This window comes from Kitasatospora sp. NPDC057518, from assembly GCF_042802075.1.
GTDB lineage: Bacteria > Actinomycetota > Actinomycetes > Streptomycetales > Streptomycetaceae > Kitasatospora.
Genome location: NZ_JBHVEU010000222.1, coordinates 1 through 14728, shown reverse-complemented (window position 1 = coordinate 14728; position 14728 = coordinate 1). Strand labels below are relative to the sequence as shown.

Here is a 14728-nt window from a genome sequence, read left to right as displayed (position 1 = left end):
GCGCCGATGGCGCCGGTGCCGCCGGTGACCAGGACGGTGCCGCGTCCGGGCCGGGGGGTGGCGGCGGCCGCGGCGGCGCGGACCAGGCGGCGGGCCAGGATGCCCTGCGGGCGCAGGGCCGTCTGGTCCTCGGCGACGGCGCCGGACAGCAGGGCGGCGAGCCGGGTGCCGGTGCGGTCGTCCCAGGCGTCGGCGGGCGGCAGGTCGACCAGTCCGCCCCAGTGCCCGGGGTGTTCGAGGCCGGCGACCCGGCCCAGTCCCCAGACCTGGGCCTGGGCGGGGCTGCCGCTCTCGCCGGGGCCGGTGGCCACGGCGCCGGAGGTGAGCACCCACAGCGGGGTGCCGGGGGCGCCGGCGCCGAGCTGCTGGATGAGGTCGAGGGTGGCGGCCACGCCCCGGGTCATGGTCGGGTGCCCCTGGTCCGGGGACTCGTCCAGGGCGAGCAGGGAGACCACGCCGGCGGGCGCCGGGTGGGCGGCGAGAGCGGTGCGGTCGGCGTCCGGCAGGGTGCGGACGTCGGTGGCGCCGTGCTCGGCCAGGGCGCGGGCGACCTTCCGGGCGGTCTCCGGGTCGGCGGCCGCGCCGACCAGCAGCCAGCTGCCGGTCAGTTGCGGGGGCGCGGGGTGCTCGGCGGTCCGGGTCCAGGTGATCCGGTAGCGCAGGCCGGTCAGCGCGTCGTCGGGCGCGGGGGCGGCGGGCCGGGCCGGTTCGGGCCAGTAGCGGCTGCGCTGGAAGGCGTAGGTGGGCAGGTCGACGAGGGTGCCGGGGCCGTGCACGGCCGCCCAGTCGACGGGTGCGCCGGCCACGTAGGCGGTGGCGAGCGAGGTGAGCAGGCGGCGGGCGCCGCCGTCCTGGCGCCGCAGCGTGCCGGTGACGACCGCCGCCTCGCCGAGGGTGTCCCGGACGGCGCCGGTCAGCGCGGGGTGCCCGGACACCTCGACGAACACCCGGTGCCCGCTGTCGCCGAGGGTCCGTACGGCCCGTTCGAACTCGACGGTGCCGCGCAGGCTCGCGTACCAGTAGTGGGCGTCCAGCTCCCGGCCGTCCTGCCACTGCCCGGTGTACGCGGAGACCAGCGGGACGTCGGCCGCGCGGGGCTCGATGCCGGCGAGCGCGGCGAGGATCTCCTCGCGCAGCTCCTCCACCTGGGGGCTGTGCGAGGCGTAGGCGATCGGGACGCGGGTGGTGCGGCAGGTGGGCGGGCAGGCGGCGGCGAACTCGTCGAGCGCGTCGGGGTCGCCGGAGACCACGCAGGAGCGGGGGCCGTTGACGGTGGCGAGCGCGAGCCGTCCCTCGAAGCCGGCGAGCCGTTCGCGCACCGTGTCGGCGGGCTCGGCGACGGAGAGCAGGCCGCCGCGTCCGTCCAGGGTGCGCAGGGCCCGGCTGCGCAGGGCGGCGACCTTCGCGCCGTCCTCCAGGGTGAGGGCTCCGGCGACGGTCGCCGCGGCGATCTCGCCCAGGGAGTGGCCGACGACCGCGTCCGGGGAGACCCCGGCGGCCTGCCAGACGGCCGCCAGCGCCACCGAGACCGCCCAGACGGCGGGTTGGAGCACGTCGGCGGCGAGGAAGTCGTGCCGGCCGGCCAGCACGTCCGCGAGGTCCCAGTCGACGTACGGGGCGAGGGCCCGGGCGCACTCGTCCAGCCGGTCGCGGAAGACCGGTGAGACCTCGGCGAGTTCGCGGCCCATGCCGATCCACTGGCTGCCGTGGCCGGGGAAGACGAACACGGTGCGGCCGGTGCCGCCGGGCGCGACGGAGCCGGTGACGGCGTCGGGCGAGGACTGTCCGGTGGCCACCGCCGCGGCGGCGGGCAGCAGTTCGGCGTGGTCGGCGCCCAGCAGCACGGCGCGGTGGTCGTGCGGCGGGCGGGTGGTGGCGAGCGACCAGGCCACGTCGCCGACCGGCAGGTCGGGGCGGGCCAGCGCGGACTCGCGCAGCCGGCCCGCCTGGGCGGCGAGGGCGCGCGGGTCGCGGGCGCCGACCGGCCAGGCGACCGGTCCGCCGGTCAGCACCGGGGCGGGGCCGGCGTCCGGCGTCGCGTCCGTCGTCGCGGGCGCGGGCGCGGGCCGGGCGGGGGCCTCCTCGATGATGACGTGGGCGTTGGTGCCGCTGACGCCGAAGCTGGAGACGCCGGCCCGGCGGGGCCGCTCGCCGTCCGGCGCCCAGGCGACGGGCCGGTGCAGCAGGGCGACGTGCCCGGCGGTCCAGTCGACGTGCGGGGTCGGGGTGTCGGCGTGCAGGGTGCGCGGCAGCTGTCCGTGCCGCAGGGCCAGGACGATCTTCATGATCCCGGCGACGCCGGCGGCGGCCTGGGTGTGGCCGATGTTGGACTTCACCGAGCCCAGCCACAGCGGCCGGTCGGCGGGCCGGTCCTGGCCGTAGGTGGCGAGCAGGGCCTGGGCCTCGATCGGGTCGCCGAGTTCGGTGCCGGTGCCGTGCGCCTCGACGGCGTCCACGTCGGCGGCGGTGAGGCCGGCGCCGGCCAGCGCGGCGCGGATCACCCGCTGCTGGGAGGGGCCGCTGGGGGCGGTGAGCCCGTTGGAGGCGCCGTCCTGGTTGACGGCGCTGCCGCGGACCACGCCGAGCACCTGGTGGCCGTTGCGGTGGGCGTCGGAGAGCCGTTCGACCGCGAGGACGCCGACGCCCTCGGCCATGCCCATGCCGTCGGCGCCCTCGCCGAAGGCCTTGCACCGGCCGTCGGCGGCCAGGCCGCGCTGCTGGGAGAAGCCGACCAGGTCGCGCGGGGTGGGCATCACGGTGACGCCGCCGACCAGGGCGAGGTCGCACTCGCCGGCCCGCAGCGCCTGGGCGGCGGAGTGCAGGGCGACCAGCGAGGAGGAGCAGGCCGTGTCGACGGTGAAGGCCGGGCCCTCCAGGCCGAGGAGGTAGGAGACCCGGCCGGACAGCACGCTGGTGGCGGTGCCGATCATGGCCTGGCCCTCCAGGCGGTGGTCGGCGTGGCCGGCGGCGCGGGCGGTGAGGTGGTCGTAGCCGGAGCCGAAGCCGCCGACGAACACGCCGGTACGGCTGCCGCGCAGGCCGGTGGGGTCGATGCCGCCGCGTTCCAGGGTCTCCCAGACGACCTCCAGCAGCAGCCGCTGCTGCGGGTCCATGGTGACCGCCTCGCGCGGGCTGACGCCGAAGAACCCGGCGTCGAACTCGGCGGCCTCGTGCAGGAACCCGCCCTCGCGGGCGTAGAAGGTGCCGGGCCGTTCGGCGGTGGGGTCGTAGAGGGCGGCGAGGTCCCAGCCCCGGTCGGTGGGCAGGCCGGTGACGGCGTCCTGTCCGGCGTCGAGCAGCTGCCACAGCTGCTCGGGGGTGTGGATGCCGCCGGGCAGGCGGCAGCCCATGGCGACGATCGCGACCGGGTCGGCGAGCGGGTCCGGGCCGGTGGCGCGCGGTGCGGCCGAGGCGGCGGTGTCCGGTCCGCCGCCGACCAGCCGGGTGCGCAGGTGCGCGGCGAGCACCTGCGGGTCCGGGTAGTCGTACAGCAGGGTGGCGGGCAGCGGCAGGCCGGCGGCGGTGCTGAGCCGGTTGCGCAGTTCGACGGAGGTGAGGGAGTCCAGGCCGAGTTCGCTGAAGGCGCGGCCGGGCTCGACGTCGGCGGCCGAGGCGTACCCCATCACGGTGGCGGCCTCGTCCCGGACCAGGTCGCAGAGCAGCCGGTCCTGCGCCTCGGCGGAGGTCAGCGCCGACAGCCGGACGGCCAGCGGGTGCTCCGGCTCGGCGGCGCGCGGCGCCGGGTCCGCGGCGTCGGCCGCGTCGGCGGCCCGGATCTCGGGCAGGTCGCGCATCAGCGGGGCGCGGCGCAGCTGTTCGGGGCCGCGGGCGGTGGCCATCGCGGCGAAGTCGACGGCCATCAGCGACAGTACGGCCAGCCGGGGGTCGGGGTCCTCGACGGCGGCGGCGAGGGCGCGGACCGCGTCCTCGGGCTCCATCAGGACCTCCCACTTGTTGCGGGCGAGCCGTCGGCGGGCGCCTTCGCTGGCCTGGCCGACGCCGCCGCCCGCCCACGGGCCCCAGGCCAGCGAGGTGGCGGGCAGGCCGCGGGCGCGGCGCTGCTCGGCGAGGGCGTCCAGGTAGGCGTTGGCGGCGGCGTAGTTGCCCTGGCCGCCGTTGCCGAAGGTGGCGGAGATGGAGGAGCAGAGGACGAAGGCGTCGAGGTCCAGGTGGGCGGTCAGCTCGTCGAGGTGGGCGGCTCCGCCGGCCTTGCCGTCGAAGGTGCGGGCCAGGCGGGCGGCGTCCAGGCGGTCCAGGACGCCGTCGTCCAGGGCGCCGGCGGCGTGCAGCACGGTGGACAGGGCCGGTCCGGTGGCGGCGACGCGGTCGAGCACGGCGGCGAGCGCGGGGCGTTCGGCGGTGTCGCAGGCGAGGACGTCCACGGCGGCGCCGGCGGCGGCGAGTTCGGCGGCGAGCGCGGCGGTGCCGGCGGTGGCGGGGCCGGAGCGGCTGGTGAGGACGAGGCGGCGGGCGCCGCGCTCGCGGGCGAGCCAGCGGGCGGCGTGGCCGCCGATGTGGCCGGTGCCGCCGGTGACGAGGACGGTGCCGCGGGGGGCGAGCGGCCGCCGGTCGGCGGGGCGGGGCGGCCTGGGGGCGTGGGCGAGGCGGCGGGGCCGCAGGCCGTCGGCGCGCAGCGCGACCTCGTTCTCGTCGCGGGCGGCGAGGACGGCGGCCAGGCGGGCGGCGGCCCGCTCGTCCCACTGCCCGGGCAGGTCGACCAACCCGCCCCAGCGGTCGGGGTGTTCGGCGGCGACGGTGCGGCCCAGGGCCCAGACGGGGGCCTGCTGCGGGTCGGCGGCGCCGGTGCCGGGGTCGGTGGTGACGGCGCCGGCGGTCAGCAGCCACAGCGGGGCGGGCACGGCGGCGTCGCCGAGGGCCTGGACCAGGGCCAGGGTGGCGGCGAGGCCGCGGGCCACGGCGGGGTGGGCGGCGAGCGGGGCGGTGTCGAGGGCGAGCAGGGACAGCACGCCGGCGGGCCGGGCGCCGTCCAGTGCGGCGGTGAGCCGACGCGCGTAGTCGGCGCGGTCGGCCTCGGCGGTGTCCAGCTCGACGGTGACGGTCCGGGCGCCGCGCCCGGCGAGGGCCGCGGCGCAGGGGTGGACGGGGTGTCCGGCGGGGGTGAGCACCAGCCAGGTGCCGGTGAGCAGCGCGGGGGCGGGCTCGGGGGCGTGGGCCCACTCGGCGAGGAAGCGCCAGTCGTCGGTGGGGTCGGCGGCCGGGCCGTGGGCGGCGGGGGCGGCCGCGGCCGGGCGGGCCGGCGGCCAGAAGCGGCGGTGCTGGAAGGCGTAGGTCGGCAGTTCGACGCGCCGCGCGGCGTCCCGGACGTCGGCGGGGGCGGGCAGCACGGCGGTCCAGTCGACAGGCAGGCCGTGGACGTGGGCGGTGCCGATCGAGCGCAGCAGCCGGTCGGCGCCGTCGTCGTCGCGGCGCAGCGTGTCGATCACCAGCGGGTCGGGCAGGTCGGTGCGGGCGGCCAGCGTCTCCTGGACGGCGGGCAGCAGCACCGGGTGGGCGGAGACCTCGACGAAGGTGCGGTGGCCGGTGGCGGCGAGGGCTTCGACGGCCTCGGCGAAGCGGACGGTCTGCCGGACGTTGGCGTACCAGTACCGCGGCCCCAGCTCCTCGCCGTCCACCAGTCGTCCGTGGACGGTGGAGAACAGCGGGACGGCGGCGGGGCGCGGCCGGATGTCGGCCAGCAGCCGCGGCAGGGTCTCCGCCAGCGGCTCGCACAGCCGGGAGTGCGCCACGAAGTCGGTGACGGGCACGCGCCAGCGCATCGCCTTGCGCTTGCGCAGCACGCGTTCGAACTCGACGAGCGCGTCGGGTTCGCCGGAGACGACGGTCGTGGCGGGGGCGTTGACGGCCGCGACGGCGAGCCGGTCGCCGAAGGGTTCCAGGAGTTCGCGCACCAGCTCGACGGGCAGCACCACGGAGAGCATGCCGCCCTCGACGCCGAGGCCGGTCAGCGCGGCGGCGCGGACGGCGACGATCCGGGCGGCGTCCTCCAGGGTGAGCGCGCCGGCGACGGTGGCGGCGGCGATCTCGCCCTGGGAGTGGCCCACCACCGCGTCGGGGACGACGCCGGCCGCCTCCCAGACGGCGGCGAGCGAGACCATCACGGCCCAGAGCAGCGGCTGCATGACGGCGGCGCCGTCGGGCGCGGGGGCGTCGGGCTCGCCCGCGAGCACGGCGTGCGGGTCCCAGTCGACGTACGGGCGCAGGGCCCGCGCGCACGCGGCGAACCGGGCGGCGAACACCGGCGACTGCGCGGACAGCCGTCGGCCCATGCCCTCCCACTGGCTGCCCTGGCCGGGGAAGACGAACACCGTCCGGTCCTCGCGGGCGGCGCTCTCGCCGGTGAGGGCGTGCTCGGTGTCCTGGCCGGTCATCAGGGCGGCCAGGCCCCGGCCGAGTCCGGCGGGGTCGGCGCCGACGACGACGGCGCGGTGCTCGAAGGGGCTGCGGGTGGCGGCGAGCGCCCGGGCCACGGCGGCGGGCGGCGGGGTGTCGGCGGCGAGGGCGTACGCGTGCAGGCGGCCGGCCTGCGCGGCCAGGGCGTCCCGGCCGCGGGCGCTGACCGGCCAGGCGGTGACGTCCGTACCCGCGGCGAGCAGCGGCGGTCCGGCCGGGTCGTCCTGCGGCGGGTCGGCGGGGGCGGGGAGGTGTTCGGGGGCCTGTTCGATGAGGACGTGCACGTTGGTGCCGCTCATGCCGAACGCGGAGACGCCGGCGCGGCGCGGCGCGTCCTGCGGGGTCGTCCAGGGCCGCTGCTCGGTCAGCAGCCGTACGGCGCCGGACTCCCAGTCGATCTCCCGGGACGGCTCGTCCGCGTGCAGGGTGCGCGGCAGCGTGCCGTGCCGCATGCCGAGGACCATCTTGACGAGGCCCGCGAGGCCGGCGGCGGTCTGGGTGTGGCCGATGTTGGACTTGGCGGAGCCGAGCCACAGCGGCCGGTCGGCGGGGCGGTCCCGGCCGTAGGTGGCCAGCAGGGCGTGGGCCTCGACGGGGTCGCCGAGGGGGGTGCCGGTGCCGTGCGCCTCGACCGCGTCGATCTGGTCGGGGGTCAGGCCCGAGGCGTCCAGGGCGGCGCGGATCACGCGCTGCTGGGAGAGTCCGCTGGGGGCGGTGAGGCCGTTGGAGGCGCCGTCCTGGTTGATGGCGGTGCCCCGTACGACGGCCAGCACGGGGTGGCCGAGGCGCCGCGCGTCGGAGAGCCGTTCGACGGCGATGGTCGCGGCGCCCTCGGACAGGCCCATGCCGTCCGCTCCGGCGGCGAAGGGCTTGCAGCGGCCGTCGGGGGCGAGGCCGCGCTGCCGGGAGAAGCCGACCAGCTGGCTGGGGGTGGACATCACCATCACGCCGCCGACCAGGGCGAGTTCGCACTCGCCCGCGCGCAGCGCCCGGCCGGCCAGGTGCAGGGCGACCAGGCCGGAGGAGCAGGCGGTGTCGATGGTGAGGGCGGGGCCCTCCAGGCCGAGGGCGTAGGCGACGCGGCCGGAGATGATGCTGCTGGAGTGGCCGGTGACGAGGTACCCCTCGGCGGCCGGGTCGCCGTCGGCCAGGCCGTCGCCGTAGCCGGTCAGGGTGGCGCCGGCGAAGACGCCGACGGGGGTGCCGCGCAGCGATTCGGGGGCGATGCCGGCGCGTTCGAGGGCTTCCCAGGAGGTCTCCAGCAGCAGGCGCTGCTGGGGGTCCATGGCGAGGGCCTCGCGCGGGTTGATGCCGAAGAAGGCGGCGTCGAAGTCGGGGGCGTCGTGCAGGAAGCCGCCGCGGTGGGTGACGGACTTGCCCTGGCGGGCGGGGTCGGGGTCGTAGAGGTCCGGGTCCCAGCCGCGGTCGGTGGGCAGGCCGCCGATCACGTCGGCGCCGGAGGCCAGCAGGCCCCAGTACTGGTCGGGGGTGGTGACGCCGCCGGGGAACCGGCAGCCGATGCCGACGATGGCGAGCGGCTCGTCGGGGTCGGCGGCGCCGCCGTCCCGGGCGGGCGCGGCGGCGTCGGTGCCGGTGCCGGTGCCGAGGGCCGTCGCGGCGAGGTGGGCGCCGAGCGAGGCCGGGGTGGGGTGGTCGAAGACGATCGTGGACGGCAGCCGCAGGCCGGTGGCCGTGGCCAGCCGCTTGCGCAGTTCGACGGCGGTCAGCGAGTCGAAGCCCAGGTCGCGGAAGGCGCGCTGGCCGGCGATGTCGCCCGCGTCGCGGTGGCCGAGGACGGCCGCCGCGTGGGAGCGGACCAGGTCGGTGGCCAGGCGCTCCCGCTCGGGGGTGCCGGCGGCGCCGGCCAGGGCGCGGGCGAAGTCGTTCCCGCTGGTGTCCGCGCCGTCGGCGGCGGCCGTGGGCGCCCCGGTGGCGGCCGCGCCGCCGTCGAGGGCCCGGCGGGCGGCGGGGATGCGGTCCAGCAGGGCGCTGCGGCGGGCCGCGGTGAACACCGGCGCGAAGTCGTCCCAGGCCATGTCGGCGAGGGCGAGGTAGGGGCCGGTGGCGCCGGCTCCGTCGGCGAGGACGCGGCCGAGCACGTCCAGCGCGCGGTCCGGGTCCAGGAACCGGGTGCCCTGGCGGCGCAGCACGTCGCCGGTGATGGTGGCGGGCCCGTGCGGGCCGAAGGCGTCCGGCGCGGTCCAGTCGCGGGTGTCCCACACGCCCCAGCCGAGCGAGAGCGCGCCGGCGCCGCGTGCCGCGCGCCGTTCGGCGAGCGCGTCGAGGTGGGCGTTGGCGGCGGCGTAGGCGCCGTGCTCGGCGCTGCCCCAGGCGGCGGCGATCGACGAGAAGAGGACGAACTCGTCGGCGTCGGTGACCAGTTCGTCGAGGTGGTCGGCGCCGGCCGCCTTGCCGGCCAGGGAGGCGGCCAGGCCCTCGGGGTCGGTGTCGTCGAGGCGGGTGAGGTGGAAGGCGTTGGCCGCGTGCAGCACGGTGGACAGCCGCGGGCCGGTGGCGGCGACGCGGTCGAGCAGGGCGGCGAGCGCGGAGCGGTCGGCGAGGTCGCAGGCGAGCACGTCGACGGCGGTGCCGGCCTCGGCGAGGGCGGCGGCGTGGGCCGCGAGCCGCGGGCCCGGCCCGGAGCGGGTGGGCAGCACGAGGCGCGCGGCGCCGCGGCCGGCCAGCCAGGCGGTCAGGTGCGGGCCGATGGAGCCGGTGGCGCCGGTGACGAGCACCGTGCCGCGCGGGGACCAGCCGCCGTCCGGCCCGGCCGGGCCGGGGGCGGTGCGGGGCGCGTGGACGAGCCGCCGGGCGAAGGCCCCGGCGCGGCGCAGCGCCACCTGGTCCTCGGCGCCGTCGGCGAGCACGGCGGCCAGCCGGGCGGCGGCCCGCTCGTCCCACTGCTCGGGCAGGTCGACCAGTCCGCCCCAGCGGTCGGGGTGCTCCAGCGCGGCGACCCGGCCGAGCCCCCAGACCTGGGCCTGGACGGGGGCGGGCGGGGCGTCGTCGGCGGCGACCCGGACGGCGCCGCGGGTGAGCGCCCAGAGCGGGGCGTCGATCCCGGCGTCGCCGAGGGCCTGCACCAGGGCCAGGGTCGCGGCGGTGCCGTGCGGGACGGCGGCGGTTGCGGGCGGGGCAGCGGGTGCGCCGGGCAGCGGCCGGGGGTCCAGCGCGAGCAGCGACAGCACGCCGGCCGGCTTCGCGGGCGCCCCGGGGAGGGCGGCGAGCGCGGCCGTGAGCTCGGCGGCGAGCGCCTCGCGCAGCACCGCGTCGGTGCGCAGCACGACGGCCTCGGCGCCGTGCGCGGTCAGGGCCTCGACGTGCCGGGCCGGGTCGCCGTCCTCGCGGGCGACGACCAGCCAGGTCCCGGCCAGGGCGGGGGCGGTGGGGCCGAGCGGCTCCCAGGCCGTGCGGTAGCGCCAGCCGTCCTCGGCGGCGGCGGCCGCCGCCTGCGGCGCGGCCTCGACCCGGCGGGGCCAGTAGCGGCCGCGCTGGAAGGCGTAGGTGGGCAGGTCGGCCCGCTCGGCGCGGGGCAGGACGGCGGTCCAGTCCACGGGCGCGCCGTGGGCGTACGCCTCGCCGAGGGAGGCGAGCAGCCGCGCGGCGCCGCCGTCGTCGCGGCGCAGCGTGCCGACGACCACGGGGTCGCGGTCCGCCAGTTCCTCGCCGACGGCCATGGCCAGCACGGGGTGCGGGGACACCTCGACGAAGGTGTCGTAGCCGTCGTCGCCGAGCGTGCGCACGGCGCGGGCGAACTCGACGGTCTCGCGCAGGCTGGCGTACCAGTAGGCGGGGTCGAGCTCCGGCCCGGCGAGCCGGCGGCCGTCCATCGCGGAGACCATCGGGATCCGGGCCGTACGGGGCTCGATCCCCTCCAGGGCGGCGGTGACGTCCTCGCGCAGCTCCTCGACGTGGGCGCTGTGCGAGGCGTAGTCCACCGGCAGGACGCGGGTGCGCACGTCGGGGTGGAGCGCGGCCAGCTCGTGCAGCGCGTCCGGGTCGCCGGCGACCACCGTGGCGGACGGGCCGTTGACGGCCGCGACCGACAGGCGCTCCCCGAACGGCTCCAGCCAGCCGCGGACGGTGTCGGCCGCGCCGTCGACGGCCATCATCCCGCCGCGCCCGGCGAGGGCGGTCAGGGTCCGGCTGCGCAGGGCGACGACCTTGGCGGCGTCCGCCAGGGACAGGCTCCCGGCGACGACGGCGGCGGCGATCTCGCCCTGGGAGTGGCCCACCACCGCGTCGGGGACGACGCCGGACGCCTCCCAGACCGCGGCCAGCGAGACCATCACGGCCCACAGCGCGGGCTGCACGACGTCGGCGGCCTCGAAGCCGTGAAGGCCCGCCAGCACATCGTCCAACTGCCAGTCCACATACGGCGCGAGGGCCTCGGCGCACTCGGCCAGCCGGGCCGCGAACACCGGCGAGGCCTCGGCCAGCTCGCGGCCCATGCCGACCCACTGGCTGCCCTGGCCCGGCAGGACGAAGACCGTCCGGCCGGTGCCCTCGGCGCGGGTCTGCCCGGTCACGACGTCCGCGGCGGGCTCCCCGGCGGCGAGCGCGGCCAGGCCCCCGGCCGACTCCGGGTCCAGCAGCACGGCGCGGTGCTCGAAGGCGGTCCGGGTGGTGGCGAGCGACCAGGCCACCTCGGCGACCGCCGGTCCGGGGCGGGTGGCGAGATGGGCGGAGAGCTTGCGGGCCTGCGCGGCCAGTGCCTGCGGGGTGCGCCCGGACAGCACCCAGGCGCTCGACCCGGGCAGGACGGCCGGGGCGGCGGCCCGCACCGGCTCCACGGCCGGGGCCTGCGGCTCGGGCGCGTCCTCCAGCACCAGGTGGGCGTTGGTGCCGCTGATGCCGAACGCCGAGACGGCCGCGCGCCGGGGGGCGTCGTCCGCGGGCCGGGGCCAGTCCACCGGCCGCTGCAGCAGCCGCATCCGGCCGGCCGTCCAGTCGACGTACTCCGAGGGCCGCTCGGAGTGCAGGGTGCGGGGCAGCACGCCGTGCCGCAGCGCCATCACCATCTTGATCACACCGGCGACACCGGCCGCGGCCTGGGTGTGGCCGATGTTGGACTTCACCGAGCCCAGCCACAGCGGCCGGTCGTCGGCGCGGCCCGCCGCCTGCCCGTAGGTCTCCAGCAGGGCCTGGGCCTCGATCGGGTCGCCCAGCCGGGTGCCCGTCCCGTGCGCCTCCACGGCGTCCACGTCGGCCGCCGTCAGCTGGGCGTTGTCCAGGGCGGCCCGGATGACGACGCGCTGCGAGCTGCCGTTGGGCGCGGTCAGCCCGTTGGAGGCGCCGTCCTGGTTGACCGCGCTGCCGCTGATCACCGCCAGGACGGGGTGCCCGTTGCGGCGCGCGTCCGACAGCCGCTCCAGGACGACCATGCCGGCGCCCTCGCCCCAGCCCGTGCCGTCGGCGTCCGCCGAGAAGGGCTTGCAGCGGCCGTCGGCGGCCAGGCCCTGCTGGCGGGAGAACTCGCGGAACAGCACCGGGGAGGACATCAGGGTCGCGCCGCCCGCCAGGGCCAGATCGCACTCCTCGGCGCGCAGCGCCTGCACCGCCAGGTGCAGGGCGACCAGGGAGGAGGAGCAGGCGGTGTCCACCGTCACGGCGGGGCCGACCAGGCCGAGGGTGAAGGAGATCCGGCCGGAGAGCACGCTGTTGGCGGTGCCGGTCAGCAGGTGGCCGGTGGCCTCCGCGAAGTCCAGTCCGGCGTCGCTCCCGTAGGCCGCGGCGGAGGAGTAGACGCCCGTGAACACGCCGGTGCGGGAGCCGTGCAGGGTGGCCGGATCGATGCCGGCGCGCTCGACGGCCTCCCAGGAGGTCTCCAGCAGCAGCCGCTGCTGCGGGTCCATGGCGAGGGCCTCGCGCGGGCTGATCCCGAAGAAGGCGGCGTCGAACTCGGCCGCCTCGTACAGGAAGGCGCCCTCACGGGTGGTGGAGCCCGGCAGGTCGGGCGAGTCGTAGAGCCCCGCGGTGTCCCAGCCCCGGTCGGCGGGGAAGCCGGCGACGGCGTCGGCGCCGTCCGCGACCAGCCGCCACAGCGCCTCGGGGCTGTCGACGCCGCCGGCGTAGCGGCAGCCCATGCCGACGACGGCGATGGGCTCGTGCCTGAGCCGGTCCAGTTCCGTCCGGGTGCTGCGCAGTTTGGCCGTCACGACCTTGAGGTAGTCGCGAAGCTGCTGTTCGTCGGCCATGGCGGCCCTGCTCCCCCCGTAGTGAACTGCGAGTCGACGTGCTGACCGCGCGCGTGCACGACGAGCGCGGCCCTGCCACTGGAGTACGTGTTCTTCACGGTGCTGCCACCGCACCGCTCCCGCCGGGCGGGCGGGCACGCGGAAGACCGCGGCCGACCGCTCCTCGCGGCGGCCGCGCTCCTCCCCCGGTGCCCGGCGGTGCTGCGGCGCGGATCCCGCGCGCCTGCCGCGGGATCACTGTCCGGCTCCCGCGCGGTTGCCGCGGGAACGGCGCCCGGCTCCCGCGCGGTTGCTGCTCGGCCTCCGCGCAGGAGTCGGCCTCAGTCCCCGCGGGGCGGGGACGTGCGTGCCGTCAGGAGACGGCCTCGGCCGCCTCGTTGACGGCCTCCTCGCCGCCCTCGGCCGCGGCCGGCTGGGCGGGCACGCTCAGGCCCGGGACGGACAGGTCCGGGACGGCCTTGACGGCCTCGAAGCCGGCCTCGATGGCCTCGGCGAGCGTGGCCGTGACCCCGTCCTCGAATTCGATCCGGGTGACCGGGACGTCGGCGTTCGTCGGGAGGGTGTCGTCGACGAACGCGATGTCGGCGCGGCTCGCCTCCTTCAGGGTGACCTTCTCCTGATCGTTCACTTCTCGGTTCAGGACAAGCGAGAATCGGTGCGTCATGATTGGCCGCTCCTCTGGTGGATGCGAGATTATATTTCAGGCAAGGCGCAGGAATACTGCAGGCCGACTTCGACTTTATCGGCGGTCCGACAAAGGCACAAGATCCGACCGGAATTACGGCGGGGATTAGAAATCGATTAACGCCGACGGGAAATCAGCCGGTCCGGCCGAAACCCCCCGCGAAGCCATTCCCCCCGGCCGGCGCGGCACCCTTCGGGGAAACCCCCGGCGCAATGGCGGCCCGCTTCACCGGGACGGGCTCCTCGCCGCGCTCCAGCCGCCGCCGCACATCGAGCGCCGTCGCGGGCGACACCCCGGCCGTCCTGGCCAACTGGCGCAGCGAGGCCTTCGGGTTCTCCCCGAGGAGCTCCGCCACGCGCAGCCGCCCGGCCGCGCCGTTCAACGGGCGGGACTTGCCGTCCCGGCCGATCCGGAATCCGGATTCCGCCACGGATTCCGACAGGCGCCGCAGCTCGGCAACGGTTCGCGCGCCAAGGCCGGTCGACTCCGCGACCGCCCGGTCGGACAGCGAGGGATGGGCCTGGAGGATCCGCAACGCCGCCTCGGCGCGCGCGGCCCGCTCCGCCGGCCGGCCGCCCCCGGAGGCCGCTTCGGATGCTCCGACCGGACCTCCCGGGCCCCGGCCGCCATCCGCACCGACCGGAGTCGGAGCGGTGCGCAGGCGCTCCCCCATGCTGAACTCCCCCTTCAGAACACGCCGACCCAAGTCCCCATCGCGCCGGTACGACACCACCCGCGGAATCACCGGCAAATTGATTGCTTCATTCGCGGAACCCGGAAGCGGGACTCAGAGCCCAATCCTTCCGCCCCTATCCCCGCCCACCCCTCCGCGGCCGACCGGTGTTCAACTGCGACGCGACATCAGTTGAACACCCGACTGGCCCCCGCCGTCCAAACACCCCCCCGGGGTTCGATCAATATCGAAGCTTTCCGTTGATCATAGGCGCGGCTGTCACGGAAACGCAACACTTTCCTGACCCACCAATTCACGCCATTCCCTGCACCCACATCCATCACAACAGTCACGCCAGTCACATGAGTCACAGAAGCGGAATGCAACATGTCGGATTCCGTTTTCGTACGGTTCGGCCGGATGGTGCCGCCGGGCGCTTCTCCGCAGCTGGGGAGGTGTGGGACGGGCGCCGCGGGCCCGGGGGCCTGGAAACGCGCGCTGCCTCCCGCGCACGACGGGAGGCAGGCGGAAGGCGGCGGGGCGGCAGGCGAGGGCAGGCAGGCGGTGACGGGGTGTGACGGGCAGGGCCGCCGGGGAAGGGCGGCCGTAGGCAAAGGCATTACCCGACGGCGGCCGGGCGGCGGCCGATCGGCACACGTGGGGAGAGCGCCCGCTCGGCGGCGGGCCCGGTCGGGGGCGCGCAGGCCGAACCGGGCCGCGGGGGAAGGGCGGCCGGAGCTTCCACGGCCACCCCTCCGGCGG

At 77.6% G+C, this 14728-nt stretch carries 3 protein-coding genes; all 3 read right to left on the bottom strand.

Features of this window, described 5'->3' with window-relative positions:
* On the bottom strand, positions 1 to 12608 hold a 12608-nt coding region (locus tag ACFU7Z_RS22525; RefSeq protein WP_380779178.1), incomplete at its 3' end, for an SDR family NAD(P)-dependent oxidoreductase.
* A gap of 352 nt (positions 12609 to 12960) precedes the next feature.
* Positions 12961 to 13236, bottom strand: a complete 276-nt coding sequence (locus ACFU7Z_RS22520) for a hypothetical protein (protein ID WP_198959456.1) — start codon at positions 13234 to 13236, stop codon at positions 12961 to 12963.
* A 190-nt stretch (positions 13237 to 13426) separates the two neighbouring features.
* Positions 13427 to 13966, bottom strand: a complete 540-nt coding sequence (locus ACFU7Z_RS22515) for a hypothetical protein (RefSeq protein ID WP_380779176.1) — start codon at positions 13964 to 13966, stop codon at positions 13427 to 13429.
* Between the last annotated feature and the right edge of the window lie 762 nt (positions 13967 to 14728).

What these genes read in the sequence shown, in the direction of transcription:
- ACFU7Z_RS22515 (WP_380779176.1), bottom strand. Translation starts at nt 13,966, where the DNA reads ATGGGGGAGCGCCTGCGCACCGCTCCGACTCCGGTCGGTGCGGATGGC.